Origin of the sequence: Streptomyces sp. AJS327, from assembly GCF_013450295.1 — a bacterium.
Lineage (GTDB): Bacteria > Actinomycetota > Actinomycetes > Streptomycetales > Streptomycetaceae > Streptomyces.
Genome location: NZ_SKBR01000004.1, coordinates 647,999 through 673,264 on the forward strand (window position 1 = coordinate 647,999; position 25,266 = coordinate 673,264).

The window sequence follows — 25,266 nt, forward strand, 5'->3', positions numbered from 1 at the left end:
GGGGCGGCCGGGCGTCGGGCACGCGGTGTGGAGAGGTCGTGTCGGGCACGTGGTGGACAGCTGTCCCGTGGCATACGTGCTGGGAGTGACGGGGTACGAAGGGTGGGAGAGGAAACCCCGTGTCCGGCATGTGGACGCGTCCGCCCCGTACCGCCGACCGCCCGGTCCGCCGGGCGCCGGTGGCACACCGCGGTGGCCCGCCCGGCCGCCCCCGCCCAGCCAGCGGAGGCGACGGCCCGGTCGCCCGCGGGTCCGGGGCGACGGTGGCCCGCCGCGTGGGGGCGGCGGCCGGACGTCACGGCGACGGGGCCGGGTGGGTCAACGCCCGCCGGGCCGCCGTCAGTTGACGCGCACGCGTAGCTCGTCCGGGAGCCGAGCAGTGAGGAGCCGCCATGTCAGGACAGCCCAGCGCGTCGGCCGCCCCCGCCTCCGAGGGTGGGCCCACGCCCGAACCCCGGCTCGTCGAGCCGACGAAACGCACCGTCGGCGGCGCGGTGCGCGAGGTGTCGGTACCGCCCGTCGCGCCGCGCGTCACCAGCGGCCAGCTCGGTGACATCCCGTTCACCAACGCCGTGGAGGCGCCGGACGCGCCGGTGCTCAGCCGCAAGGAGGGCGACGGCTGGCGGGACGTCACCGCCCGCGTCTTCGCCGAGGAGGTACTGCTCACCGCCAAGGGGCTGATCGCCAGCGGGCTGGAGCCGGGCGACCGCGTCGCCATCATGTCCAGGACCGTCTACGACTGGACGCTGCTCGACTTCGCCGCCTGGGCTGCCGGACTCGTCACGGTGCCCATCTACCCCACCTCCTCGGCCCGGCAGGCCCGGCACATCCTCCAGGACTCCGGCGCCCGCGCCTGCTTCGTGGAGAACGTGGAGCACGCCCGGCTGCTCAGCGCCGAGCGCGGCAACCTCCCGGCGCTGCACAGCCTCTGGCAGCTGGACACCGGCGCGATGAACCAAGTCCGCGACGGTGGACGGCACTTGCCGGACAGCGCGATCAGCGGACGCCGGGAGCGGGTCGGCCCGCACCACGCGGCGACCCTCATCTACACCTCGGGCACCACCGGTTCACCCAAGGGCTGCGTCCTCACCCACGGCAACTTCTTCGCCGAGGTCGACAACGCCATCGAGCTGCTGCACCCGGTCTTCAAGTCCCGTACCACGGAGCCCGCTTCCACCCTGCTGTTCCTGCCGCTCTCGCACGTCTTCGGCCGGATGGTGGCCGTCGCCTGCCTGCGCGAACGCGTCCGCCTCGGGCACGCCCCCAGCATCAAGACCGACGACCTGCTCGCCGACCTCGCCGGGTTCCAGCCCACCTTCCTGCTCGGCATCCCCTACGTGCTGGAGAAGGTCTACAACACCGCCCGCGCCACCGCCGAGAAGATGGGCCGTGCCGCCGCCTTCGACCGTGGCGCCGACATCGCCCGCCGCCACGCCGCCGCGGTGGAGGACCGCGTGCACCGCGGCGGCCCCGGCCCGGGGCTCGGGCTCAGGGCCGCGCGCACCCTGTACGACGTGCTCGTCTTCCGCCGTATCCGGGACGCGCTGGGCGGCCGGTGCCGGTACGTGGTGTGCGGCGGCTCGCCCCTCGGACGGCGCCTCGGCGAGTTCTACAACGGCGCCGGGGTCGAGATCTTCGAGGGGTACGGGCTCACCGAGACCTCCGCCGCCGCCACCGTCACCCCACCCCTCAAACCCCGTCTGGGCACGGTCGGTTGGCCGCTCCCGGGCAGCGCGGTGCGCATCGCCGACGACGGTGAGGTGCTGCTGAGGGGCGACAACGTCTTCGCCGGGTACTGGGACGCGGAGAGCCAGACCGCCGTCCCCTGGCTGAACGCGGAGGGCTGGTTCGCCACCGGGGACCTCGGCGCGCTCGACGAGGACGGCTACCTCACCATCACCGGCCGCAAGAAGGACGTCATCATCACCTCGGGCGGCAAGAACCTCGTCCCCGGCCCGCTGGAGGACTGGATGCGCGCGCACCCGCTGGTCAGCCAGTGCCTCGTGGTGGGCGACGACCGGCCCTACGTCGCCGCGCTCATCACCCTCGACCCGGACGGGGTGGCGCACTGGCAACGGATGCACGGCAAGCAGCACATGACGGCCAAACAGCTCGCCGAGGACGAGGACCTGCGACGCAACCTCCAGCAGGCGGTGAACGAGGTCAACACCCAGGTGTCGCGGGCGGAGTCGATCCGCCGGTTCACCGTGCTGCACCGCGACTTCAGCGAGGAGAAGGGCCATCTCACGCCGTCGCTCAAGCTCAAGCGTGCCGAGATCGTGCTGGACTACGCCGACCGGATCGACGAGCTGTACGCGAGGTGACGGCGGTGGAGCCCGGGGAGCTGCGGACCGGGTGCGTCGGAGGCGCCGGACCGGCCACTGTCCGATACGCACCGTATGGGCGAATAAGGCGGAGTGTGCGCGTTTCCGGGCGAGTTGGGTGCGCGGGGAGGGTGGATGGGGATGGGTGGGGCGAGAGGGGTGATTTCGGGAAAGAAGGGTGTTCGCGCTTCTCTCGGTCCCGCCTCCGTCACTGTTCCGTAACGGTACTTACCTGGGTATCCCGCCCTTTGATACCCCGTGCCGAAGGAGCGCGCCGCAGCGTATGGTCCCCTTGACCGACCCGGAAGCGTGCGGAGTCTGCCGCTACCGTGGACGGTGGGCCACCAACCGGTGACCACACCCGCAGGCCACCCCGGTGGCCGTACCCGCACCGCTCCAGGCACTACAGGGGGACGGGGAAACCCGAAGAGAGGACGGCATGGCCACTCCGCCGCAACAGCCGCCCGGGTCGTTCGGCCCGGCCAACCCGCCCGGCCCGCCCGGGCCGCCGCCCGGTGGGTTCGGCGCGCCGCCGCCCCCCGGTTCCGCAGGTCCGCCCGGACCGGGCGGACCCGGCGTCCCGCCGCCCGGAGGCCCGGGCGCGCCCGGAGGCTGGGGCGGTCCGCCCGGTCCCGGAGGACCCAGCCCGTTCGGCTCGCCGCAGCCCCAGCCGCCGCGCCGCAGCTCCGGCACGATCGCGGCGATCATCGCGGCCTGCGTGCTGGTCGTCGCGCTCATAGTCGGCGGGTCGATCCTGCTGTTCAGCGGGGACGACGACTCCGACGACAACAAGGCGGACGACAAGCAGACCAACGCCCCCGAGAAGTCCTCCGAGGGACAGTCCGGCGGCGACGACTCCTCGCCCTCCGCGGACCCCTCGGAGTCGCCCTCGGAGGACGGCTCGGACGAGGACACCGAGTACAAGCTGGCGTTCCCGCGCACCCTGGAGGGCGGCGAGTACCGCCGTACCGAGGACCTCAGCGACAGCGTGGGCAACGACATGCCCCCGGGCACCACGGCACACCTCGGGAAGTACGTCTCCAAGAGCTCCAGCGCCCGCCAGCTGCTCTACGCGGGCATGATGGGCGACGACGGCGGCAGCCCGGAGAACACCAAGGACGCCATGCTGGACGGCATGGAGACCAGCAACGGCATGAAGGTGGCCGTCCAGCGGCGCGACATCACGCCGAAGGGCGCCTCGGAGTCGCTGCGCTGCCAGATCCTGGTGAAGAGCCAGGGTGGCGAGAAGCTCACCATCCCCGTCTGCGCCTGGGCCAACCCCGGCAGCGGCGGATACGTCGCGGAGGACAGCGCCGCCACGTACTCGATCAAGCCGCGCTCGTACGACCTGGAGAAGTTCGCCGAGCGTGTCAACACCATCCGGGACGAGGTCCGCACGCCCAAGTAGGGCGTCCGACCGCGCCCGGGACCCGTGCGCACCCCCGGAGGGCCGGGTGGCCAGCGGCCACCCGGCCCTCCGCGCCTCCCCGGCTGGAGGCTCAGTAGCGGGCCGTCTCGGCGGGCTCGGCTCGGCGCAGCCGCAGGTGCTCCCGCGGGCTGCACCCCGCGAGCCGCCGGAACTCCCGGTTGAAGTGCGCCTGATCGCTGTAGCCGGTGCGGAACGCCACGTCGGCCAGGGTCAGTTCGCCGTGCTCCACCAGCATCGCCGCCCGCTCGAACCGGCGCAGCCGCGCCAGGGTCTTCGGTGGCACCCCGAAGGTGTGCCGGAAGTGGGTGCTCAGGTACTGGCGGCTGTAGGAGAGTTCGGTGGACAGGCCGAGGATGTCCACGTTTCCGCCGCTGTCGTGGATGCGCCGCCAGGCGCGGAGCAGGGCGGGGTCCGGTGACCGGGCCGCGTCGAGCCGGGCCAGGAACACCTCGTCGAGCAGGGCGAACCGGGCGGACCAGTCCGGCAACGTGGGCAGCCGCTCAGCCAGTTGACCGGCCATCGGCCCCAGCACCTCGTCCAGCGACACGATGCGGCTGGTCAGGACGGACACCGGCATGCCGAACAGCGACCGGGCCCCGGGCAGCGACAGGTCGACCTGCATCCCCCACACGCGCGTGGGCCAGCGGGTGACCACGCTGTTCTGCCGGATACCGGTGGTGAACGCGGCCAGCGGCTGCCCGTCGAGCTGGAAGGCGTCACCGAAGGAGATCACCAACGGAAGGGTGGTGCGCGGCAGTTCGCGCCGCCGCTGATGCCGCTCCGAGGAGATCGTGTACCCCTCGTAGTTCAGCACCAGCCCGGCCAGCCGCGCGTCCGGCGCGCGGCTGACGAACGTCCACTCCGGTGCGTCCATGGAGGGAGCCTAGGCGCTGGCCGGGGCCGCGACGGGCGCGGGTCGAGCGGGCGGTCAGCCCTCGCCGCCCCGCGTCCCGTCGGGGCCGGGGCCGTCCGGGGGCCGGACCGCGTGGCTCGCGTGGATCGCCGCGACGAGGCGCCGCCGCAGGGCCTCCGGGTCGCGGGTGCTGAGTTCCCAGCGCTTGGGGCCCGGCGGGATGTTCTCGTGGGCGGCGACCCGCCACGGGATCCGCCGCTTGGCCAACTGCCGTGCGGGGTGGGGGTCGAGGCCCTCGACGATGACCGTGCCCCGCAGGAGCGGGTTCTGGCGGTAGCTCCGGGACGCCCGCTCGGCCATCGGGGCGTCCGACGCGAAGCGGGTGCGCGTCCCCACCTCGACCCGGGCGGGGTCGATGGTGGACAGCGGCACGACGTAGGCGTAGGTGCCGGGGAGTTCGGTACGCAGGACCAGCCCGTGCTCGTGGATCCGGTGCTGGAGCAGGAACCACTCCGAGACCCCGTACACCATCGGCACACCGATCAGCAGGAGGACCAGCAGCCCGATGAGGGGCCCCGGCGGGCCGAACCCCGCGGGGATCGCGAACACCGCCGCGAAGACCAACGGGCCCAGCCAGCCCGCCGGATGACGTGGCCGGTCCACGTGGATCGCTCTGCCCAGCTCGGCCGGAAGCGCGCGGCGTGGAAACACGGGTCTCCTCCCGCGACCTCGCCCGCACGCGAACGTCCGGGCGGCGTCGTGTCGTTGGATCGGGCGACGCCGGACCGGAATGTCGTGGGCTCGGGGTGACGTCGGACCGATGGGACGTTGTGCGCCGAGACGCCGCCGCCGCGCTGTACGGTTCCCGACGGACGGTCCGGCGGCCACCGCGTTCCGTCACCGGGCCACCCGGCCCGGGTGTGCGGGTCGTCACGTGGCCGGAGGCTCCCGCGGCCGGGGGACTCCGGGTGAGGGGGAACGGTCATGCCATCAGCGCCACACACCAACGAATCGCCGCACCAAGGAGGTTGGTGGGACGAGCACCGATACGAGGTGCTGGTCTCCACCCCGGAGGTCCGCGAGGCGGTCAGCGCCAGCGCCGCCGGGGCACGCGCCCCGATGAGCGCGGAGGAGTTCCTCGCCCGGGCGTTCGCGGTACTGCCGTTCGTGGGCCACCAGGCGGTCCACGGCGCCGCCCACGGCAACCGGCTCGGGAGGAGACTGGGGCTGCGGACCGGTAGGACGCGCGAGGAGGCGCTCCCCCGGCCGGTGGGCTGGGTCACCACCGCCGTGCTCTGCTCCCTCGCCCGGCACGCCCAGCCGGTCAGCGCGGTGGAACAGCACGCGGACGGCTGCACGCTGACCGCCGAGATCCCCTCCGACGCCCGCACCTTCGGCGGTGTGCTGACGGTCACCGTCGGCCGGGGCGCCGAGGGCCACACCACGGTGCGGGCCCGGGCCGAGATCCCCGGTCAGCTCCTGGACTGGGGCAGGAGCAGGCAGGCCCTCGACACTCTCCTCGCCGACCTCCGGTGCCCCGGGTGACCCACCCGGCGGGGACGGGTGGCGGGGCGGGGGAGCCCGGTGGGTCAGATGTCGGCGTCGTCGATGACCTCGTGGGGGTACCGGTGGACGAAGTCGGAGGTGAAGGAGTCGTAGCGGAGCCGCGGTGAGGCGGTCTCGGCGTCCGGCCAGATATCGAACCGGCCCCAGCGCAGCGGCCAGGAGTAGCGGCGGTCGACCGTCCACGCCTGCACTGCCTCCACCTCCTCCCGCCGCTCGGGCGGTGCGATGGCGGACTCCGGCTCGACGGGGAGGCACCAGGTCTCCTCGTCGAGGGCGAAGACGATGCCCCACAGCTCCTCCATCGCCTCCTCCGCCAGCGGCGGTTCGGCGTCCGGGGTACGCAGGAAGGTGTAGTCGCCGAGGAGTTCACCGGTCACGGCACACAGGAACCGCAGGGACCGGGGTCCGGCGGCGACGAGGACGTCCCCCGCGCCCCAGACCAGCCCGAGCGCGTCGTACGGCGCGTTCTCGGTGCGCAGCAACTCCGGCTCCGCGCCGTCCAGGGCCCAGATCTCGACGCCGCCGTCGTGTGTGAGGAGGGCCGCCCGCTCGCCGGAGGGCGCCCAGGCCCACGGCTCGAAGTCGGTGCCGCCCTGCGCCCGTGCCGGCTGGACGGGCAGGTGGTGGCGGTGGACGCCGTCCTCGTAGAGGTGCACACCGGGCTGCGGGGAGCCGGGGCCGAGTACCGCGGCCAGCCGGGCCACCGATCCCCGGGCCGCCCAGTACAGCCCGGCGTTGGCCCGCCCGAGGGTGCGCTTCGGGAGCAGGTCGGCGGGCTCCCGCCCGCCGGAGCGCTCCACCTCCTCGCCGGTCTCGGCGTCGAGGAAGTGGATCCGCCGCCGCTGGGTGTGCGCCAGGTAGCGAAAGTCGGGGCTCCAGGCGGACACGTCACCGACCGGGGCGTGCCATCGCACCTCCCCGCGCTCCAGGTCGACGACGAACGCGTCGCGCCGCCCACGGGAGTAGAGCCGCTGGCCGTCGGCGGACCACTGGGGGTTCTCCACCCAGAGCGACCGGGGATGCCGTCCGTCCCGCGAGGTGGGCAGCTTCGCGTCCAGCCAGAACGGGTGCTGTTTCGGGGCCCGTTCGGCGGGCCAGTGCAGCCTCCCCCGGTCCAGCGGGACCAGAGCGCCGTTCACCCCCTCACGCTTCGCCTTCCCGGCCGCTATGTAGGCGCGGCGGCCGTCGGGGTGCAGCGCCCAGGAGGGCGGGCGGGGCACTCCGGGCGTCACGTCGGCGGCGGACCAGGGCTCGATGGACGCGCCGAACGGGTCCCAGGTGCTGACCTCGTTGGTGTTGACGACCATGCCGAGCGTCCGGCCGTCGGCGGACCACTGCATGGTGCGCCGGTGGCCGTACCAACCGAGCCCGCCCTCAACGAAGTCGAGGGTGTTGACGCAGCGGCCGGTGGCCAGCTCCCAGACCTGGAGGACACCGTTCTCCCCGTACTGGTCCTCGTGGTACCAGCTGCCGGTGGCCAGGTGGTGGCCGTCGGGGCTCAACGCCAGCGCGACCAGCGTCGAACGGTGGCCGTAGGGGCGGCTGAGCAGGGTGCCGTAGCTCCGCACCCCGTCGGTCGCGACGCGGTGCGCCGGGGTCACGCCGTGCGCCGCCTCCAGCTCCGACAGCCGCTCCCGCAGCGGCAACAGGTCCCGCTCGGGGAGGAAGCGCGCCCAGTCCGCCTCGTCCAGCAGCTCCACGAGCCGGTCCGGTTCCGCGTCGCGCAGCTCGGCGTGGTCGACGAACCGCGCGGGCGCCTCCGGCGGGGCCGCGTCGCCCGACACGTCCTCCAGCTCCGGGGTGGCCCCCGGGGCGTCGTCGGGGGAGGGTTCGTCGGGGCGCTCCACCTCGTCCAGCGCGCGCAGCAGCGCCTCCTCGTTCTCGTACTGGAGGATGCCCTCGGCGCTCGCCCGCTCGCAGTCCTCCCGCTCCCCCTCGGACAGCCGCTCGCCGACGAACAGTACGTCCGTTTCGGCCAGTTCGTCCGTCACCCGTACCCCGGCGGCCCGCAGTCGCCGCTCGGCCTCGCCCTCGTCGAGAGTCGTGAAGGTGCCGCGAATCCCGACGGCGCGGTTCCTGATGTCCATGCCGGGCGACCCTATTACCCCCGGGCGACACCGCGAGACACGCCTCCGGCCTCCGAACGGCACGCCTCCGGCCTCCGAAGAGGTCCCGGGACGCCCCGGGTTGGGCCGGGTTCGCGGACGGCTCCCGCGAGCCTCGTCCGGTGGCCCCTCCGGCGGTCGTCGAGCGGTTCTCCGGCGGCCGTGCGGGGGCCGACCGGTGGCCGTCCGTGTGGTGGCCGGGGAAGGGCTGGGGCGGAGCGGCCGCCGAGCCGGGGTGTGGCCGGGGTGGATGCCCTCCCGCCTCGGTCAACGCCTCGCCCACCCGGCGGGGTTGAGGCCGTCCGTCCCGCTCCCGCTCCGGCCGCGCCTCCGTGCCAGCCCCGTGTGTGGTCAGCCCGGCGGCGCGTCCTCCGCCCCGCTCCCCGTCGGCCCCTCGGTGCCGGGGGCCGGTGCCGCGAGGGTCGCCAGGAAGGTCTCGGCGGCGGCGGTCTCGGCGGCGCCGATACGGCGGTAGCGGGCCACCGCCTCCCGCTGGTCGGCCAGCGCCTCGCGGACGTTCCCGGCCGCCGCCCGGCAGTGGGCCGCGCCCTCCAGCGCGCGGGCCTCGTCCAGCGGGCTGTGCACCCGCCGGGCCAGTTCCAGCGCGCGCTGGAAGACGGCGAGCGCGGGGCCCGGACCGTCCGCCTCCGCGAGCAGCGCTCCCGTGCTGTTCAGCACCTCGGCCTCGCCCTGCACGTCCCCCAGGTCGTGGAACAGGGCCCGGGACTGGCCGAGGAGCTGGCGTGCCGAGGGGTACTCGCCGGTCAGCTGCCGGACGCGGCCCAGGGTGCGCAGCGCGTCGGCCTCGCCGTGCTGGTAGCCGATGGCCCGCATCAACGTCAGGGCCCGGCCCAGGAGTTCGGCGGCCTCCGGGTAGTCGCCGGTGAGCATCCGCACCCGGCCCAGCTCCTGGAGCGCGTCGGCCTCGCTCTGCTGGTAGCCGGCGGCGTGGTGCAGCTCCAGGGCCCCCTGGAGGAACGTGCTCGCCTCGGCGTACTCCCCGGTGAGGGTCCGCACCCGGCCGAGCGCCCAGAGCGAACCGGCCTCGCCCCGGGGGAACCCACCCGCGCGGAACAACTCCAGGGAACGCTGGAGGAGTTCGGCGGCCTCGGGGTACTCCCCGGTCACCGTCCGCAGGCGGCCGAGCGCCCATAGCCCTCCGGCCTCGCCCAGTTCGAAACCGACCTCGCGGATGAGGACGAGGGCCCGCTGGAGCAGCGCGGCGGCCTCCTCGTACTCCCCGGTCCAGGTCCGCACGCGGCCCAGCGCCCACCGCGCGTGCGCCTCGCTGAACGGGTCACCGGTCCGCCGCCCGATCTCGGCGGCGGCCTCGTGCAGCCTGACCGCCTCGCCCCACGGCCCCTGCTGACGCAGGAACGCGGTGAGCGCGATGTGCAGGGCGACGACGCGGTCGTCCCGCCCGGTGGCCAGGGCGTGCCGGGCGCAGGCGAGCAGGTTGGGGTGCTCCACGCGCATCCAGCGCACGGCCTCCCCGTAGGTGGCGAACCGCGGTGCGGCGACGCCTTCCCCGGCGGCGGGATCGGCCAGCAGCGGGGTGTCGGTGAGATGGCGGTCGGCCATGCCCGCGACGTGCTGGTAGTAGTCCAGCAGCCGTGCCGCGGCCGGTTCGCGGCTGGCGGGCGGGTCCTGGGCGAGAAGGGTGCGGCTGTAGGAGCGCAGCAGGTCGTGGAGGCGGTAGCGGCCGGTGGCGGGCTGCTCGATGAGGTGTTCCTCGTAGAGCGCCGCCAGCAGCGCGCGCGCCTCGGCCAGGGGCACGTCCGCCAGCGCGGCGGTGGCGTAACCGTCCACCTCACCACCGGGATGCAGGCTCAGATGGCGGAACAGCCGCCGCCGAGCAGGTGGTTGGGCCCCGTAGGACATGTCGAAGGCGGCGGCCACCGCCCTGCCCGTAGTGGTGGTCAACTCCCCGAGGAGGTCCGGCGGATCGGCCGAACGGAGGCGAACGGTCAGCTCGGTGAGGTCCGTTCCGCCGTGCCGGAGCCGGCCGGCTGCCAGCGAGATGGCCAGCGGCAACCTGCCCAGCATGCCGACCAGTTCGGCCACCAGCGGGACCTCGTCCGGCGTGGGAGTGTGCCGGGACAGCCGGTTGAGGAGCAGCGCGGCCTCGTCGGGCGGGAGCACGTCCAGCGCGAGGGAGTCCGTGCTCTCGAAGGCCACCAGCCGGTTCCGGCTGGTGATCAGCACGAGGGCGCCGGGACCGCCCGGGAGCAGCGGCTCGATCTGCCCCTCGTTCAGCGCGTCGTCCAGGACCAGCAGGACCCGCCGCCCGGCCAGCCGGTCCCGCCAGCGCCGCGCCCGCCCGTCCAGCGTGGCGGGGATCTCCTGCGGGGCCATCCCCTCGCCGATGAGCAGTGACTCCAGGACCGTTGACGGGTCCGCCGGCTCCCGCCCGGGCGTGTGCGCGTCCAGCCGGACGAAGAGCTGCCCGTCCGGGAAGCGGTCCGCGAGCGTGTGCGCGGCGCGGGTGACGAGGGTGGTCTTGCCGACGCCCGGCATACCGTCGACGGTGTGGACGGCGACCACCCCGCCCGTCCCGGCGGCGCTGAGCAGCCGGGCGAGTTCCGCCTCGCGGCCGGTGAAGGTCGGTAGGTCGCGCGGGAGTTCGCGGGCGGGGCCGGTGGCGGCGGTGGGGCGGGGGCTCTCGTAGACGGTGATGTCGCGCCCGGCCTCGTACACCCGGGCCCGGTCCCTGGCGTGCGTGGTCTGGCGCACCGTCCCCGGCGGGTCGGCGGGGTCGCTCCGGTCCGTCCGCCCTGGCGGCTCCGATGGTTCCGGAGGCTTCAGGGGCTTCGGTGGTTCCGGGGGACCCGGTGGGCCGGGGGGATCCGCGGGGCCCGGGGGTCCCGTCGGGGGTGTCACGCTTCGGTGATGTGCTGGTCGCGCCCGGCCACGTACACCCGGGCACTGTCCCGGGCGTCGACGTGCTGCACGACGCGCCGCACCGGCTCCCGCTCCTCGGGCGGCAGCACGGGGACGAGCCGTTCCTCCAGCAGCCGCGCCAACTCCCCGGCCAGTGCCGGGCTCTCCTCCGGGCTCTCCTCCGGGCCCTCCGCCAGCAGCCGCTGGAGGCGCGCGCGCCAGGCGGCGACGAGTTCGCGCTCGGCGGCGGCTGGATCCGGTTCCTGGCGGGCGGCCAGGACCTGCCCCCGCAGGGTCGTGAGGTCGGTGTCGACGCCGTCCTCCCGCCCGGGGCGCACGCGCCCCCACCAGGCGGTCACGGCGGTTCTGACCTGCTCCCAGCTGTCCGTGGCCATGGCGCTGACCAGCGCGGTGCTCGCGGCCAGGACGATCGGGTCCATACACACCCCCGGGGACGCCGTGGGGGTTGACTCTAGGCGATGGGACTGTCACCGGGAACGAGCGTTCCGGCCGTCCCCGCGCCCTCCCGCCGTGGCCGGGGAGGCCGCGTCGTTCCCCGAACCCCCGGTGGCCGGGCGGGCGTTGGTGGTCGGGCGCAAGGTCAGGGCGAGGGACAGCACCATCAGCGCCGTCGCCGCGACCGGCAGGAACCGTACGTCGGCCACGCTGACCACCGCCCCGCCGAGCGCCCCCGCGACCCCGGTGCCCAGGTAGAGACCGGAGATGTTCAGCGCGAGCGCGGTCATCCCGGCGGACGGACCGGCCGCCGCGAGGACCAAGCCCTGTACCGGTGGCGCGAGGCCCCAGGCGAAGAGACCCCAGCAGGCGATCACCGCGAGGAGGACGAGACGGCTGTCCACCCCGGTGAGGACCAGCGCCGCGGCGAGTCCCAGCGCCACCGCGTGCCCCCCGAGCACCGTCCGCAGCGTCCGCCTGGGCCCCCAGACGTCCGTGAGCCGCCCCGCCAGCAGCGCACCGGCCAGACCCGCCACACCGACCAGGAACAGCGCCAGGGGCAGCGGACCGGAGGCCCCCGAGGACGCGGAGGCCCCGGCGGAGACCCGTGCCGTGTAGGGGCCGAGGTAGGTGTAGAACATCAGGCCGCCGCTGGCCGCGAGGAAGGTCACCGAGACGAGTCGCAGCACGGCCGTGTTCCGTAGCGGCGCCAGCCGTTCGCGCAGGGGCACCGGGGCCCCGCCCGGCACCGACGGCGCGGTGAGCAGGAACCCGCAGACCGCGACCGTGCCCACGGCGGCGATCAGCCAGAACGTGGCCCGCCAGCCCAGCGCGCCGCCCAGCCAGGAGCCCAGCGGTACGCCGGTGAACAGCGCCGCGGTCATGCCCGCCGTCACCACCCCCAGGTAGCGGCCCTGTTCCCCCGGTGGGGCACCGGCCGCCGCCGTGGCGAAGGCGGCCGCGGCGACGATCGCGGCGGCCAGCGCGGCGACGACCCGCGCCGCCATCAGCCACCAGTAGCCGGGCGCCACCGCGGCGGCCACGTTGGCCAGGACGAACGCGGCCAGCGCGGCCGCCATCACGGTGCGGCGCGGGAACCGCTCGCACACCACCGCCAGCGTCGGCGCGCCCACCGCGTACACCACGGCGAACACGGTCACGAGCTGCCCGGCAGCGCCGGTACTCACCCCCAGGTCGTCGGCGAGCGCGGGCAGCACCCCCGCGATGACGAACTCGTCGGTGGCCGTGGCCAGCAGCGCCAGGAACACCACGTACAGCCAGCCCGGCAGCGCGGGCTTCTCTCCGGTTGTCGTACCCATGCCGTCGGACGGTAGGTACTGACACCGGTGTCACCTTCAAGTCCGCCGTCGCCCGAGGGCGCGGGCCGCCGCCACGCGCGGGAGCGGGTGGCGGTTCCGGGGGCGGGTGTGCGGGCTTCAGGCTGGGGAGGCCGCCTCGGCGCGGCGCAGCACCTCGCCCAGGTCGCCGTCCGGCCGCCCGGCACGGAGCGTCGCGATCCGCTCGACCAGCTCGGCCCGGTACCGCTCCAGCTCCGCCGCCTTCTCCTCGACCGCCGCGAGCCGTCCCTCGTACATCGCGAGGACGCCGTCCGGGCTGTCCCGGCAGGCCAGGAAGTCCTCCGTCTTCATGTCCAGACAGGGGACCACGTGCCCGATGTCGTCCACCGTGAGCCCGGCGCCGAGCAGCGCCCGGACGTTCATGACCCGGTGCACGCTCCGCTCGTCGTACGCCCGCCAGCCCTTGCCCGTCCGGGCGGCCTCCAGCAGTCCCCGCTGCTCGTAGTACCGGATCGACCGGCGGCTCGCCCCGGTGCGCCGCGCCAGTTCCCCGATCTGCATCCCGCTGCCTCCCGGCACTCGTGTGGAGCCGGACGCTCTGCCGCCCGGCTGGTTCCCTGCCTGGGACAACACCGGACACGGCCGGAAGATGCCCGGCCGCCCCGCCAGCCGGGGAACCGGGAATCGGGTGGAAACGGGCGGAACCGGACCGGCGCCCCGACGGGCCGACCGGCGCCCGGGCGGGGGAGGGGACTACCCGGTGAGGGCCTGCCCCACCAGGTTCGCGGCGACGAGTACACAGCCGCCCGCGCAGTACAGCCGCCAGAAGCCGTCGTTGGCCGCCCGCGCGTCCCGGGTCGCGGAGAACAGCCACGCCTGGCGGGTCCGCAGGCAGAGCAGGGGCGCGAGGAGCAGCCCGCTCCACCACGACGGCGGGGAGGTGAGGACGACCGCCGCCACCAGCACCGGGTCGGCCGTCGTCAGCAGGGCGAGGTAGCGGAGGTTACGTCCCGGGCCGAGCAGCGTCGTCAGGGTGCGGCGGCCCGCCGCGCCGTCCCCGGCCGCGTCCGCGGTGTTCGCGTACGAGCTGACCGTTAGGTGCCAGAGCCCGACCAGCGCCGCCTGGCAGACCAGACTGGTTCCGGCTGTTCCGGCTGTTCCGGCTGTTCCGGCTGTTCCGGCTGTTCCGGCTGTTCCGCCGCAGAGCAGCGTGGGCACGACGACCAGCGTGATCGAGAAGTACGCCATCAGCGCCTCGCCCAGGCACCGGTAGCTCAGCCGGAGGCCCCACGAGTACTGCGGGGCGATGACGACGAGGCCAGCCGTCAACGCCACCGCGACGACCGGCCGCACCGGGGCGACGGCCACCGCCGCGCACCACAGCGCCGCACCGGCCGCCCAGGTCGCGTAGCCGAAGGCGAGCGCACGCCGGGGTGGGATGACACCGGAGACGAGAGGTTTCCGGCTGGCGTCCCGACGGGCCTCGTGGTGGGCGTAGTTGGCGGCGTCGCTGCCGTCCCGGTGGCCCTGCACGTCGTCCAGCGCGACGGTCGCGGTGAACAGTCCCACGGAGCCGAGCAGGGCGAGCAGCGCCACGCAGGCGGTCCGTGGCGTCCACGCCCCGGCGGGTACGAGGGAGGCGGCTACCAGGAGGGGAACCCAGTAGATCGCGGCCGAGTCCACCTTGCTGAGCCGCGCCCAGGTCCGGAGGCGGGAGCCGGCGGGCCCCGGGGAGGAGGGTGTGGGGGGTGGCGGGCCGGGGGTGCTCCGCGCGGCGTCGGAAGAGCGACGCGCGCGACCGAGAGCGCGGCGTACGCGGCCGGGGGAGAGGTCAGCGTTCACGTGCGGCACAACGACCCCGCCGGGGACGGGGTGACGCCTCGCGCGGGTCGGGGCCGCTCGCAACTCGCCCCGTGCGGTGGGTGGCTGACGCCCCCGCGCGGCACCGCGTTCTCCCGGCGCCGTCGTCCCCCCGGGGCGCACGCTCCACCCCGCCCCGTCCCTCTCCACGCCCCCACCGACGCCCGGGCCCCGCCGGACCACGCCGGTGCCATCCCGAACTCTCCGCCCAACGCGGCGTGTTGGAACGGGATCGCGTGGACGGATGCCGTCCGGAGAGCGGAGGGGACGGCTGCGGCAGCGGGGTCCTTCCCGCTCGCCCATTTGTCAACCACCGTGGCCACGACAGGTGTTGGGCGAGCCGTCGAGCGGGTGGTGGCCATCGGGCCGGTGGTGGAGGTCGGTTGGCGGTACGTCAGTTCAGGAGTGGCCGTCAGCCTCGGAGCCGTCAGAGATGGGTGCCGAGGAAGCCGGTGAGCCGGTTCACGGCCGCGCGGAAGAGATGACGTCCGTCCGCATTCTCTTCGTCCTTTCTTTCGTCGGGCGGCCGATTCCCGGGCCCGCATTCCGTTCGCGGGGCCGGTTCCGCATTGGTCTCGGACTGCCACGCGGCGGAACACCTTCGCGGATATCCGTTTCCGTGGTGCCGGGGAGCCCGGCCGTCCGGCGGAGTTCGCGCGCCGCGAGAACGCCGGACGTCGCGGCTCCCCGGCACGCCACGGCACCGGACACGGGACGTGCGAACAGTGGGACGTGCGGGCGCGGAGGCGTCCCCGGGCCGGGAATTCCGGGTGCCTCGCCGCCACCGTCACCGGGGCGTCCGAGGTGGCGGGCGGTGGTCGGAGGGGCGGAGGCCCGCGCCCGCCGGGTGGGGACGCGGGGCGTCACCGGCGGGCGTCCGGGGCCCGGGAGGGGCCCCGGCACGGCGCCGGGTGGTCACGGAATGCCCGTGCGAACGGAATCCCGGATTTCCGGGAATCCGGGATTCTCGCGAGCCACCAGCGACGGCCACCCGGGCAGCCGGAGCGCACAATGGAACGCATCCATCCCTCGACTCGGCTGTCCAGGGACAGTACTGGCCCCCTCAACGCACCCCCTGTCCTCTGCGAGACTCCCTCCATGAGGGGCGACGCGCACTCCAGCGAACTGGGCGAATTCCTGCGAGCCCGACGGGCCCGCATCAGCCCGCAGACGGCAGGGCTGCCCGACACCGGCGCCAAGCGGCGGGTGCAGGGGCTGCGCCGCGAGGAGGTCGCCCTGCTCGCCTCGATCAGCACCGACTACTACACGCGCCTCGAACAGGGCCGCAGGCGGGCCTCCGTACCGGTCCTGGAAACCCTCGCCCGCGTCCTCCGGCTGGATGAGGAGGAGCGCGCGTACCTCTTCGCCCTGGCGGGCAAGGACGCCGCCGGGCGCCGTGAGCGCCCGGCCACTCAGCGAGTGCGGCCCCAACTGCGGCGGCTGCTCGACGACCTGGCCAGCAGCCCGGCGATGGTGCTGGGCCGTCGGATGGACATCCTCGCCTGGAACCCCCTGGCCGCAGCCCTCATCACCGACTTCGGACGGCTGCCGGAGCGGCAACGCAACCACGCCTGGCTGCTGTTCACCGACCCCGACGTCCGCGCGCTGCACGCCGACTGGGAGAACGTCGCGCACAGCGCCGTCGCGATGCTGCGCAGGGAGGCCGGACAGAACCCGCACGACCAGCGGATGGCGAGCCTCGTCGGTGAACTCTCCATGCGGGACGCGGACTTCAGGCGCTGGTGGGCCGAGCACCACGTCATGCTGCGCAGGCGGGGCAGCAAGGTGCTGCGGCATCCCGTCGCGGGCGAGATGGCGCTGGACTGGGACGCCCTCACCTGCGCGGGCGACCCCGACCAGCAACTCATCGTGTGGAGCGCCGAAGCCGGCTCTCCGGCCCACGACGGCCTGCGCATCCTCGCCTCCTGGAGCACCGGCCAGGGCCAGGCCAGCCCCGCCTCCCCGGCTCCGTAGCCGGCTCCGGCGCCCCGGGCCCGGCCCGCCCCGGCGGCCGGGCGCCAACTCCCGGGCGGTGGGGCGGGCCAACTCCCGGGCGCCGCCCGGAAGCCTCCGGCGGGCGTGTGCCGTTGTGCGGTCCGTCGTCGCTCGGCACCATCCTGATGGGGGTGCCCCGGGGAGGGCGTCCCCGGGAGGCGAACCCGCGTCCCACCCCGCCCCGGTCGCCACAGGAGCAGCATGGACAACGAACACACCGCGAAGCTCGCGGTGCTCATCGACGCGGACAACGCACAGCCGTCGATCATCGAACGACTCCTGGCCGAAGTGGTCAAGTACGGGACGGCGCACGTCAAACGGGCCTACGGCGACTGGACCGGAACGTCCCTCAAGGGCTGGAAGGACCACCTGCTCAAGCAGTCCATCCAGCCGATCCAGCAGTTCTCCTACACCACGGGGAAGAACGCCACCGACGCGGCGCTGGTCATCGACGCGATGGACCTGCTCTACTCCGAGCGGTTCGACGGCTTCTGCATCGTCTCCAGCGACAGCGACTTCACCCGCCTCGCCGCCCGCATCCGCGAATCCGGCCTGACCGTCTACGGGTTCGGGGAGCGGAAGACCCCGAAACCGTTCGTGGCGGCCTGCGACAAGTTCATCTACACCGAGAACCTCACCTACACCCAGACCGATGGCCAACTGACCGGCGGGCTCGGCAGACAGGACCGGTCGGCCCGGCTGCGCGACAGCGCGCTGCTGAGCCTGCTGCGGAACGTCGTGGAGGAGACCTCGGGCGACGACGGGTGGGCGCACCTGGGCAACGTCGGCAACCTCGTCAGGAAGCGGCAGCCCGACTTCGACCCCCGCAGCTACGGCTTCCCCAAACTCATGCCGCTCGTGGAGGCGACCCGCGACTTCGAGGTGGACAAGCGCGAACCGGGCGACGGCAACTCGCCGGTCGTCTTCGTCCGCAACCGTGGCGCGGGGGCGTCACCCGCTCCGTCCGACGCTCCCCACCCAACGCACCCCGCCGATCCCGGCTGACCATCCGGGGGCCGACCGGGACGGGCCTGGACCGGCCGGGTGTCCCGGCGGGGTGGCGCGCGGGCGGTGTCAGAGGCCGATCCCATACTGAACGCCCCCGAACTCCCAGGAGAGGCCCCCATGGCGAAGTACCTGCTGATCAAGCACTACCGAGGCGCTCCGGCCCCGGTCAACGACGTCCCCATGGACCAGTGGACGCCGGAGGAGGTCTCGGCGCACATGCGGTACATGCGGCGGTTCGCCGAACGCCTGGAGGAGACCGGGGAGTTCGTCGACGGCCAGGCCCTCGCCCCCGAGGGCACCTTCGTGCGGTACGACGGGGAGGGGCGACCGCCGGTCACCTCCGGGCCGTTCCCGGAGACGAAGGACCTCGTCGCGGGCTGGATGGCGATCGACGTCGCCAGCCACGAGCGCGCCGTCGAGCTGGCCGGGGAGCTGTCGGCCGCACCGGGCGCGGGCGGGGAGCCGATCCACGAATGGCTGGAGCTGCGCCCGTTCATGACCCCACGGCCCGACACCGAGTGAGGCCGGGCCCGCCCGAGCGGGGAGCCGACCGGTGGGGCGTGGAGCCGGGCCGGTCGGGCCGCGCCGGGTCGCGGGCGGGGTGACGGGACCCGGCTGGCGGCGCCCCGTCCCGGACGGCCGGTGGACCGGGCGGGGGTCAGGTCAGGGAGGCGACGGTGAAGTGCCGTACCTCCAGCGGCCCGAGGAGGTACTCGTCCTCGCCCGGCAGCACCACCGGCTGGTCGCGCCAGTGCTCTCCGGCGTACTCGACCAGGTCCGCCTCACCGCGCCAACGACTCACGTACAGCAGCGAGTTCGGAGGGGCGACCAGCACCTCGTGGTCCACCAGCCCCGGATAGCGGCCGGGGAACTCCCGCACCGAGGAGACGATCATTTCGTGGAACGCCTCGAAGCGCTCGGGGCGTACGCGGGCCTCACTCACTCTGACGATCACGCCGTCAGCCTGCCACACCCGGGCCGCGCCGTCCCCGGGCCGGGAGCCGACGGCCGCGCCGGGCGGGACCCGCCGCCCGGGGCCTCAACGACGGTCGTCGAGTCGGCCGTTCAGCTCCAGCACCAGCCACAGCAGCAGGAGGAACAGGGCCACCGCCGTCAACCCGCCGACGATGAGGGACGGCCAGGCCAGCATCGCGCCCAGCGAGATCGACCACCATTCGGCCAGGTCGCCGCCCGCGAGCAACGCGACGCTCAGGCCCTTGAGTTGCAGGTACCGCAGCAGTACGCGGTGGGTCATCACCCGCGTCCCGGCGAGCCGCAGGCGCAGTTCGCCGCCGACCGCGAGAGCGAGGCCGAGGAGGACGAGCGTCAGCAGCAGCCCGTCGTCCCCGTGCGTCGCCCGGCCCGGCGACAGCGCGACACCCAGGCCGAGCAGCGGGGTTGCGGCGAACGCCAGCAGGACCAGCCCGTTCAGGAAGGAGCTGACGCCCAGCAGGCTCCGCACCCGCGCGTCGTGGGCCCGGGCTTTCTCATCCCGAACGAACGTCCTGGACGGCGGTTTGAGACGCCGCAGACGTTCCTCGTTGCCGAGGAGGAGGACGGAGGCCAGCAGGCCCAGGCACTCAGCGAGGACGAGCGCCGGCAGGGGCGAGCCGTCGGGACCGGATCCGACCATCGCTCTACGGTCGCCCCGTGGCGTCAACCACCGGTCGTGCGGGCGGTGTTCGGCGGCCACGCGGCGCCGCACCCGGGGTGCTGCCGCACGCGCGGCGTCCCGCGCCCGGGGAGCCCGTGTCCGCACTCGTCATGGTCTGCCTCCTCGCCCGCCGACGGTCCCGGCTGGACGGTACCCGTCCCGCCCGCCTTCGTACCCCCGCCCGCCGTCGGCCCCCGCCCGGCATCCCCGGCGGCGGCAGCGGTCGGAGCCGACCCGCGCCGAGCGCGGTGGCCGGCGGCCCTCACCCCCGCCTGCCGGCCGGGGCGCCGCAGAGCGCCCGGTCGACGAGGGCGCTGGCGGCCCTCTCCTGCCCAAGCGCGTTCTCCGGAGAGTCGCCCAGGGCGCTGGACATGGACACCGTGACGGCGCGGCCGCCGTCCCCGGTGGCGCCGTTCAGCGTGACGTAACCGCCGTCGCCGCCCTCGTGGCTCCAGTAGGCACCGCCGCAGGAGAGCGGCCGCCGCACCAGCCCGAGACCGTAACGCCCGTCAGGCCAGAGGACGTTGGTCTCCTCGTCCACCGGGACGGTCCTCCGCATCTCCGCGAGCCGCGCGGGGGACAGCAGTTCACCGCCGAGCAGCGCCCCGAAGAACCGGTTGACGTCCGTGGTGGTGGAGACGTAGGCGCCCGGGTCCGGAAGGAACTGCCGGGTGACGTCGACCCGTTCGCCGGAGGGGAAGAGCTGGTAGGCGCGGGCGTACGGCGCGCGCGGGGTGGGGGCGCGGCCCGGACGGTAGGTGTCGTCCATGCCGAGCGGCGTCAGCACACGGTCCCTGACCTCCCGGTGCCAGGGACGGCCGGTGACCCGCTCGATGACCAGATCGAGCAGCACGTAGCCGGTGTTGGAGTAGCCCCATCCGTCGCCCGGGGCGAAGTCGGGGCGGTGCCGCATGGCCCGGGCGACGATCTGCCGGGGCCGATAGGTGTCGTACCGGCGCTCCTCGTACTCCCGAGGGGTGGTGTAGCCGGGGATGTCGTCGTCGTGGATGCCGCTGGTGTGCTGGAGGAGGTGGCGGACGGTGATGCGGCGCCCGTCGTTCCCGTTGCCCCGGACCAGCCCCGGCAGCCAGCGGTCCACCGGGTCGTCCAGCGTCAGCGCTCCCTCGTCGACCAGTTGCAGGACGACGGTGGCCACCAGCGCCTTGCCCGTACTGGCCATCCGGAAGTACCCGTCGCGGGGGACCGGACGGTCCTCGCCCACCTCGGCGACGCCGCTGGCCGCGACCAAGTCCCGGCCGGAGCCGGTGGTCACCCGCGCCTGGACGCCGGTGACCCCCAGCTCCCGGACGGCGTCGGTGTCCCGGCGCAGATCGTCCCGCCCGTACCCGGGGCTGGCCGTCTCGTGCGCGTCGGCGGGCAGATGGGCGGCGACGGCCACACCCGCGCTGAGGACGGCGGCAGTGGCGACCACCGGCCAGCGCCCGCCGAACCGCCGCCACCACCGCCCAACAGCCGTGCCACGTACGGGAGTCTGCGGGGTTGGCGGCACGGTGGCCGTGGGTGCGGATCTCATGTCCCCACGGTAGGTAGGACGTTGAACGCGAAGCGTTACCGCGCACCCCCGACGCCGAGGTACAGCCAGCTGTAGTGCCACCGGCCCGTCCGGTGCCTAGGCTGCGGAAACACGGGGGCGACCGCCCCGCCACCCCACCGCCCCGCCCGGCCGGTCGGTACGAACGGCGCGCCAGTGGTGCCCAGGACAGGAGAGGGCGACCCACGTGCCCGGCACACACGACGCGTTCGGCGCGCGATGGCACACCACCCGGAGCGCCGGACGGTACCTGCTGGGCGTCCTGGCCACCGCGACGGTGACACTGCTCGCGGCACCCCTGTTCTGCGCCCCCACGGTGGCACGGCCCTGGGCGGAACGCCACCGCCGGGACGCCGGGGCGCAGTTGACGAAACCCGTCGAGCCCCGCGCCCGCCCCACCCGCCGCACCCTGGGATGGCTGCTGGCCCACGTGGCCATCGGTCTGCCCGCGGGCGCCCTCACCCTTCTCATCCTGGGATGTCTGGCCGCCACACCCCTCGTCACGGCCCTGTGGTGGGCCTTCCCCTCCGCACCCTGGCTGCCGGTGATCAGCTTCCCGCTCACCGGCTGGGGCAGTGCGCTGCCGCTCGGGCTGGCGAACCTCCTGGTGCTCGCGGCTCTCACCGCCCTCGTCCTCCCGCCCCTCGCCCGCGCACACGCTCGGTGTTGCCTCGCGATCCTGGCAACAACGCCCGAGGAACGGCTCGTTGAGCGCGTCACGGAACTCACCCGGACCCGCGCGGACGTGCTCCAGGCGCACAGCGCCGAACTCCGCCGTATCGAACGGGACCTGCACGACGGAACGCAGGCCCGGCTGGTGGCCATCGCGGTGCGGCTGGCGGTGGCCGGGGAGACCCTCTCCGACGACTCCGAGGCCGCCGTCCTGGTGCGGCAGGCCCACGCCGAGACCGAGGGGGCGATGACCGAGCTGCGCTCCGTCATCCGCGCCATCTACCCCCCGATCCTGGCCGACCAGGGCCTCTCCGGGGCGCTCACCACCCTGACCACCCGGGCCGGAGTCCCGACCCGCGTCGAGGTCGGCGCCCTCGGTGAGGTCCCGGCCGCGGTCGAGGCGATCACCTACTTCGCCGTCACCGAGGCGCTGGCGAACGTGGCCCGCCACAGCCGGGCCACCCGCGCCGCGGTGCGCGTCACCCGAGACGGCGCGCTGCTCCGCGCGGAGATCACCGACGACGGGATCGGAGGGGCCCGGGCCACCCAGGGCTCCGGGCTGGACGGCGTCCGCCGCCGCGCCGCCGCGCTGGACGGCGGGATGAGCCTCAGCAGCCCGCGCGGCGGGCCGACCGTCATCACCGTGGAGCTACCGTGCGCGTAGTACTCGCCGAGGACAGCGTCCTGCTGGCCTCCGGGCTCGAACTCCTCCTCAACTCCCAGGGGTTCGAGGTCGCCGCGACCGTCACCGACGCCCCCGGCCTGCTCGCCGCCGTCCGGGACCATGAGCCGGACGTCGCCCTCGTCGACGTGCGGCTGCCACCGACCTTCCGTGACGAGGGCATCCGGGCCGCCGTCCAGGCCCGCCACGACCACCCCGGGCTGCCCGTCCTCGTCCTGTCGCAGTACGTGGAACAGGAGTACGCGAGCCGCCTCCTCGCCGACACCCGGGGCGGCATCGGCTACCTCCTCAAGGACCGGGTCAGCCGCGTCGCGGAGTTCACCGACGCGCTGCGCCGGGTGGCCACCGGCGGCACCGCCATGGACCCCGAGGTCATCGCCCAACTCCTCGCCCACGGCGACCCGGTGGACGCGCTGACGGCACGGGAGCGGGAAGTCCTCGCGCTGATGGCCGAGGGCCACGACAACGCGACCATCGCCCGGCGCCTCGTCGTCACCGACAACGCCGTCCACAAGCACGTCGGCAACGTCTTCCACAAGCTCGGCCTGTCCGTCGGGGACAGCGGCCACCGCCGCGTCCGCGCCGTCCTCGCCTACCTCCGCCGCCAAGGCACCACCCCCACCCCACCCCGGCCCCCCGCTCCTCCCGGACGTCTCCCGTAAGCCTTCCGGAGTGGGCGGGCGACGGTTGGGACTTCTCCGACGTAGAGATCCGCTCCGTGGTCGCGCTGTTACGCTGCACGCCGCTCCGCAGTCGAGCGATCTACGAGAGGACGTGCGGATGTCTCAGGCGCTGCGGCACGGCGGCCCGATCAAGAGCCCCGCCGCTCCCAGGTTGCCCACACACGTTCAAACGGCGGAACTGCCGCGCGACACCCTGGAAGACGACGTGATCGTCAAGAGGGTCCGTTACCCCGCCACGTCCTTCGCCGGGCTCCGCGCGGAGGCGTTCGAGACGGAGGGCTGCCGGTTCGAGGGGGTGCGCTTCTCCGGCGCGGAATTGGTGCGCGGACAGTTCACCGACACGGCCTTCGACACGTGTGACTTCGCCGAACTGCGGGCCCGCGACGTCTCCCTGGTGCGCTGCACGGTGACCGGAAGCCGCGTCACCGGGTCGTCGTGGAACGGCGCGACCTTCCGAGACGTGCGATTCGAGGGCGGCAAGGCAGACCACGCGCTCTTCCGTGAGTCGAAGTTCTACGGCGTCGTGTTCCAGGACGTTCCTCTGCATGGCGCGGACTTCCAGAAGTCCGGACTGCACAACGTGCGATTCGTGAACTGCGACCTGAGCGGAGCGCAGTTCGCCCATCTGAAGCCCGGCGCCGTGCGCTTCGAGAGCTGCACGCTGGTCGACGTCGGAGGCGCAGCAGCACTCGCGGGCGTCACGGTACAGGGCCCGGGATCGATGGAGTTGGCCCTGAGCCTCGCACGTGAAGCAGGAATCGTCTTCGAGTAGACGGTCAGGGCGACCGCGATCAGCCCAATGACGGTGCGTAGCGCGCCATCTCCTCATCGGTGATGCTCTGCTCGACGAGTCGAAAGTCGACTGTCTTGCCGAAACGTGCCAACTCATCGAGCAGCATCGCTCCGTAGGGGGTGAAGAACTCGCGTCGATTCTCCAGGGATTCACACGCGTCGCCCAGGGACTGTGTGTACAGGTCCACCAGGTCTCTCTTCCCGCAGACGCGCTCCATGAACATCAGCGGCACCGCCACGATCGCTGCATGGAACGCCTTGTCCAGCGGGCGCATCTGGCCGATCTTAACGGCCGACAGTGCGCGGTGCCGCTCGTCTTCCAGCTCGGCACTCGTCTTGGTGAAGGTGCCGTACACCATGTCCAGGATGAACAAGGCGAGATGCAGACTCTCGTGCACCAGACACATGGCGTAGTCCAGAATCTCCCATGGGGTCTGGGAAACCTGCTCACCCGTCGCCGGGTCGGTGGTCTCCCGCTCCTTGCGAGGGCTCATGATGACCACGCCGGGCATCTGGGAAGCGCTTCCACCACCATCCGCTCCGGAGTCGAGGACGACCAGGTCAGTAACCAGAAGGTCGACCATGTACCGAAGGCCCGGGTGAATGTCCTGAATGAGTTGGAGCGCAGCGTCGACGTTTGCGACCCAGGCCCTCCGAGTCGTGCTGTTCGAAGTGGAGGAACCTTCGAGGATGTGCTGGAAGATCCCCTGGCTACGGCAGTACTCCGCCCATTCGCCGTCTTCGTAAGTGATGTTGATGCCTTCGCCGCGCACTCCGAGGCCGACGGGACGAAGGCCACTGATCGTGGAGCGGTAAGCCGCTGGTAGTTCTTCTAATGTGGGTACGTTTCCGCCTCGGGCGCGGATCAATCGACCAACGCTGGCGACCAGATGGCCGTTGTTGAGGAAATGCATCTGATTCCTCCTTGAGTGGTCGCTGGTGCGTGTGCCCGGAGCGGTGGACACCAGACTCCGGGCACACGGGGCATCAAGGCGCAACCTGCGCCACGAGGAGGTTCACGAGGTCGTCCAGCCGCCCATCATGCAGGAGTTGGCTTCGGCGAGAGACGCCTGGACATTGCTGGACACTGCTTCCTGCTGCGTCATTGCGTCACTCTTGACACTTTTCAGTGCTGCGGCTAGATCCTTGTGATCGACAACTGCCCTCGCAGTGACCCACTGTGCCATGACCTTCTCCTTCCACGGACCCGGAACTGACTTTCCTCGGACGTGGAAACGACGACTCTCAATCTCCAGCGCCCTGTAGGTGGTTACTTTACCTGCGAGGTTTACTGGTGAAACCAGGAAGGTCAAGGATTCTCGAAATGGAATATGCGGGTGGCTGCTACTTGTTTTCAGGCATGCTAAATCCAAGGAGCGGCGCTGTATTTACCCGAGAATGAGCGAAGATCTCTGCCGAGCTGAGGTCCGTCCCGAGACCGGCTTCTCATGTGGGGT

General features: G+C 73.3%; 22 protein-coding genes. 9 read left to right on the top strand and 13 right to left on the bottom strand.

From position 1 onward, the window contains the following. Positions 1 to 392: 392 nt before the first annotated feature. Positions 393 to 2,324, top strand: coding sequence for a long-chain fatty acid--CoA ligase (locus E0L36_RS24580; RefSeq protein ID WP_180931438.1), 1,932 nt, complete (start codon positions 393 to 395; stop codon positions 2,322 to 2,324). A gap of 439 nt (positions 2,325 to 2,763) precedes the next feature. Continuing rightward, entirely contained in the window at positions 2,764 to 3,732 is a 969-nt protein-coding gene (locus E0L36_RS24585) for a hypothetical protein (RefSeq protein ID WP_180931439.1), read from the top strand. 91 nt (positions 3,733 to 3,823) lie between these two features. On the opposite strand, the gene E0L36_RS24590 is transcribed toward E0L36_RS24585, so the two are convergent. Continuing rightward, on the bottom strand, positions 3,824 to 4,627 hold the full coding sequence (locus E0L36_RS24590) for an AraC family transcriptional regulator (protein WP_180931440.1): 804 nt from the start codon (positions 4,625 to 4,627) through the stop codon (positions 3,824 to 3,826). A gap of 54 nt (positions 4,628 to 4,681) precedes the next feature. After that, positions 4,682 to 5,317, bottom strand: coding sequence for a hypothetical protein (locus E0L36_RS24595; RefSeq protein ID WP_180931441.1), 636 nt, complete (start codon positions 5,315 to 5,317; stop codon positions 4,682 to 4,684). Between the two features lie 273 nt (positions 5,318 to 5,590). Between E0L36_RS24595 and E0L36_RS24600 the strand changes: the two genes are divergently transcribed. Then, a complete protein-coding gene (locus tag E0L36_RS24600; RefSeq protein ID WP_180931442.1) occupies positions 5,591 to 6,151 on the top strand; it encodes a hypothetical protein in 561 nt (186 codons plus the stop codon). A gap of 44 nt (positions 6,152 to 6,195) precedes the next feature. On the opposite strand, the gene E0L36_RS24605 is transcribed toward E0L36_RS24600, so the two are convergent. From E0L36_RS24605 to E0L36_RS24630, 6 genes are all read right to left on the bottom strand, one after another. After that, a complete protein-coding gene (locus E0L36_RS24605; protein WP_180931443.1) occupies positions 6,196 to 8,259 on the bottom strand; it encodes a WD40 repeat domain-containing protein in 2,064 nt (687 codons plus the stop codon). 369 nt (positions 8,260 to 8,628) lie between these two features. Beyond that, positions 8,629 to 11,010 (bottom strand): tetratricopeptide repeat protein, encoded by a 2,382-nt coding sequence (locus E0L36_RS24610; RefSeq protein ID WP_180931444.1) that lies wholly within the window; start codon positions 11,008 to 11,010, stop codon positions 8,629 to 8,631. A 143-nt stretch (positions 11,011 to 11,153) separates the two neighbouring features. Next, a complete protein-coding gene (locus E0L36_RS24615; protein WP_180931445.1) occupies positions 11,154 to 11,597 on the bottom strand; it encodes a hypothetical protein in 444 nt (147 codons plus the stop codon). 48 nt (positions 11,598 to 11,645) lie between these two features. Then, positions 11,646 to 12,932 carry an MFS transporter gene (locus tag E0L36_RS24620; RefSeq protein ID WP_180931446.1) on the bottom strand — a complete coding sequence of 429 codons (1,287 nt, stop codon included), beginning with the start codon at positions 12,930 to 12,932 and terminating at the stop codon, positions 11,646 to 11,648. 117 nt (positions 12,933 to 13,049) lie between these two features. Further along, on the bottom strand, positions 13,050 to 13,472 hold the full coding sequence (locus E0L36_RS24625; protein ID WP_180931447.1) for a MerR family transcriptional regulator: 423 nt from the start codon (positions 13,470 to 13,472) through the stop codon (positions 13,050 to 13,052). A 192-nt stretch (positions 13,473 to 13,664) separates the two neighbouring features. After that, positions 13,665 to 14,594, bottom strand: a complete 930-nt coding sequence (locus E0L36_RS24630; protein ID WP_180931448.1) for a UbiA family prenyltransferase — start codon at positions 14,592 to 14,594, stop codon at positions 13,665 to 13,667. A 1,275-nt stretch (positions 14,595 to 15,869) separates the two neighbouring features. Between E0L36_RS24630 and E0L36_RS24635 the strand changes: the two genes are divergently transcribed. The 3 genes from E0L36_RS24635 (at position 15,870) to E0L36_RS24645 (ending at position 18,296) form a co-directional block, all read left to right on the top strand. Then, positions 15,870 to 16,745: a helix-turn-helix domain-containing protein gene (locus tag E0L36_RS24635; RefSeq protein ID WP_180931449.1), complete on the top strand. Its 876-nt coding sequence runs from the start codon at positions 15,870 to 15,872 to the stop codon at positions 16,743 to 16,745. 222 nt (positions 16,746 to 16,967) lie between these two features. Then, a complete protein-coding gene (locus E0L36_RS24640) occupies positions 16,968 to 17,771 on the top strand; it encodes an NYN domain-containing protein (protein WP_180931450.1) in 804 nt (267 codons plus the stop codon). A gap of 120 nt (positions 17,772 to 17,891) precedes the next feature. Further along, complete coding sequence (locus tag E0L36_RS24645) at positions 17,892 to 18,296, top strand: YciI family protein (RefSeq protein ID WP_180931451.1); 405 nt, start codon at positions 17,892 to 17,894, stop codon at positions 18,294 to 18,296. A 136-nt stretch (positions 18,297 to 18,432) separates the two neighbouring features. On the opposite strand, the gene E0L36_RS24650 is transcribed toward E0L36_RS24645, so the two are convergent. The 3 genes from E0L36_RS24650 to E0L36_RS24660 form a co-directional block, all read right to left on the bottom strand. Beyond that, complete coding sequence (locus E0L36_RS24650; protein WP_308416921.1) at positions 18,433 to 18,729, bottom strand: antibiotic biosynthesis monooxygenase; 297 nt, start codon at positions 18,727 to 18,729, stop codon at positions 18,433 to 18,435. An 84-nt stretch (positions 18,730 to 18,813) separates the two neighbouring features. Beyond that, positions 18,814 to 19,407 (bottom strand): hypothetical protein, encoded by a 594-nt coding sequence (locus E0L36_RS24655; RefSeq protein ID WP_180931453.1) that lies wholly within the window; start codon positions 19,405 to 19,407, stop codon positions 18,814 to 18,816. Between the two features lie 283 nt (positions 19,408 to 19,690). Continuing rightward, positions 19,691 to 20,962 (bottom strand): serine hydrolase, encoded by a 1,272-nt coding sequence (locus tag E0L36_RS24660; RefSeq protein ID WP_180931454.1) that lies wholly within the window; start codon positions 20,960 to 20,962, stop codon positions 19,691 to 19,693. Positions 20,963 to 21,167: 205 nt separating this feature from the next. Between E0L36_RS24660 and E0L36_RS24665 the strand changes: the two genes are divergently transcribed. The 3 genes from E0L36_RS24665 (at position 21,168) to E0L36_RS24675 (ending at position 23,789) form a co-directional block, all read left to right on the top strand. After that, positions 21,168 to 22,316 carry a histidine kinase gene (locus E0L36_RS24665; RefSeq protein WP_308416922.1) on the top strand — a complete coding sequence of 383 codons (1,149 nt, stop codon included), beginning with the start codon at positions 21,168 to 21,170 and terminating at the stop codon, positions 22,314 to 22,316. Continuing rightward, positions 22,307 to 22,996 carry a response regulator transcription factor gene (locus E0L36_RS24670; RefSeq protein WP_180931455.1) on the top strand — a complete coding sequence of 230 codons (690 nt, stop codon included), beginning with the start codon at positions 22,307 to 22,309 and terminating at the stop codon, positions 22,994 to 22,996. Before E0L36_RS24665 ends, E0L36_RS24670 begins: the two co-directional genes overlap by 10 nt. Positions 22,997 to 23,114: 118 nt before the next feature. Then, complete coding sequence (locus tag E0L36_RS24675) at positions 23,115 to 23,789, top strand: pentapeptide repeat-containing protein (protein WP_258016543.1); 675 nt, start codon at positions 23,115 to 23,117, stop codon at positions 23,787 to 23,789. Between the two features lie 19 nt (positions 23,790 to 23,808). Here the strand turns inward: E0L36_RS24675 and E0L36_RS24680 are convergent, their stop codons facing one another. After that, on the bottom strand, positions 23,809 to 24,723 hold the full coding sequence (locus E0L36_RS24680; protein ID WP_180931456.1) for an HEXXH motif-containing putative peptide modification protein: 915 nt from the start codon (positions 24,721 to 24,723) through the stop codon (positions 23,809 to 23,811). A 102-nt stretch (positions 24,724 to 24,825) separates the two neighbouring features. Next, on the bottom strand, positions 24,826 to 24,996 hold the full coding sequence (locus E0L36_RS24685; protein WP_180931457.1) for a hypothetical protein: 171 nt from the start codon (positions 24,994 to 24,996) through the stop codon (positions 24,826 to 24,828). Between the last annotated feature and the right edge of the window lie 270 nt (positions 24,997 to 25,266).

What these genes read in the sequence shown, in the direction of transcription:
- E0L36_RS24580 (WP_180931438.1), top strand. Translation starts at nt 393, where the DNA reads ATGTCAGGACAGCCCAGCGCGTCGGCCGCCCCCGCCTCCGAGGGTGGG.
- E0L36_RS24585 (WP_180931439.1), top strand. Translation starts at nt 2,764, where the DNA reads ATGGCCACTCCGCCGCAACAGCCGCCCGGGTCGTTCGGCCCGGCCAAC.
- E0L36_RS24590 (WP_180931440.1), bottom strand. Translation starts at nt 4,627, where the DNA reads ATGGACGCACCGGAGTGGACGTTCGTCAGCCGCGCGCCGGACGCGCGG.
- E0L36_RS24600 (WP_180931442.1), top strand. Translation starts at nt 5,591, where the DNA reads ATGCCATCAGCGCCACACACCAACGAATCGCCGCACCAAGGAGGTTGG.
- E0L36_RS24605 (WP_180931443.1), bottom strand. Translation starts at nt 8,259, where the DNA reads ATGGACATCAGGAACCGCGCCGTCGGGATTCGCGGCACCTTCACGACT.
- E0L36_RS24615 (WP_180931445.1), bottom strand. Translation starts at nt 11,597, where the DNA reads ATGGACCCGATCGTCCTGGCCGCGAGCACCGCGCTGGTCAGCGCCATG.
- E0L36_RS24620 (WP_180931446.1), bottom strand. Translation starts at nt 12,932, where the DNA reads ATGGGTACGACAACCGGAGAGAAGCCCGCGCTGCCGGGCTGGCTGTAC.
- E0L36_RS24625 (WP_180931447.1), bottom strand. Translation starts at nt 13,472, where the DNA reads ATGCAGATCGGGGAACTGGCGCGGCGCACCGGGGCGAGCCGCCGGTCG.
- E0L36_RS24635 (WP_180931449.1), top strand. Translation starts at nt 15,870, where the DNA reads ATGAGGGGCGACGCGCACTCCAGCGAACTGGGCGAATTCCTGCGAGCC.
- E0L36_RS24640 (WP_180931450.1), top strand. Translation starts at nt 16,968, where the DNA reads ATGGACAACGAACACACCGCGAAGCTCGCGGTGCTCATCGACGCGGAC.
- E0L36_RS24645 (WP_180931451.1), top strand. Translation starts at nt 17,892, where the DNA reads ATGGCGAAGTACCTGCTGATCAAGCACTACCGAGGCGCTCCGGCCCCG.
- E0L36_RS24655 (WP_180931453.1), bottom strand. Translation starts at nt 19,407, where the DNA reads ATGGTCGGATCCGGTCCCGACGGCTCGCCCCTGCCGGCGCTCGTCCTC.
- E0L36_RS24660 (WP_180931454.1), bottom strand. Translation starts at nt 20,962, where the DNA reads ATGAGATCCGCACCCACGGCCACCGTGCCGCCAACCCCGCAGACTCCC.
- E0L36_RS24675 (WP_258016543.1), top strand. Translation starts at nt 23,115, where the DNA reads ATGTCTCAGGCGCTGCGGCACGGCGGCCCGATCAAGAGCCCCGCCGCT.
- E0L36_RS24680 (WP_180931456.1), bottom strand. Translation starts at nt 24,723, where the DNA reads ATGCATTTCCTCAACAACGGCCATCTGGTCGCCAGCGTTGGTCGATTG.
- E0L36_RS24685 (WP_180931457.1), bottom strand. Translation starts at nt 24,996, where the DNA reads ATGGCACAGTGGGTCACTGCGAGGGCAGTTGTCGATCACAAGGATCTA.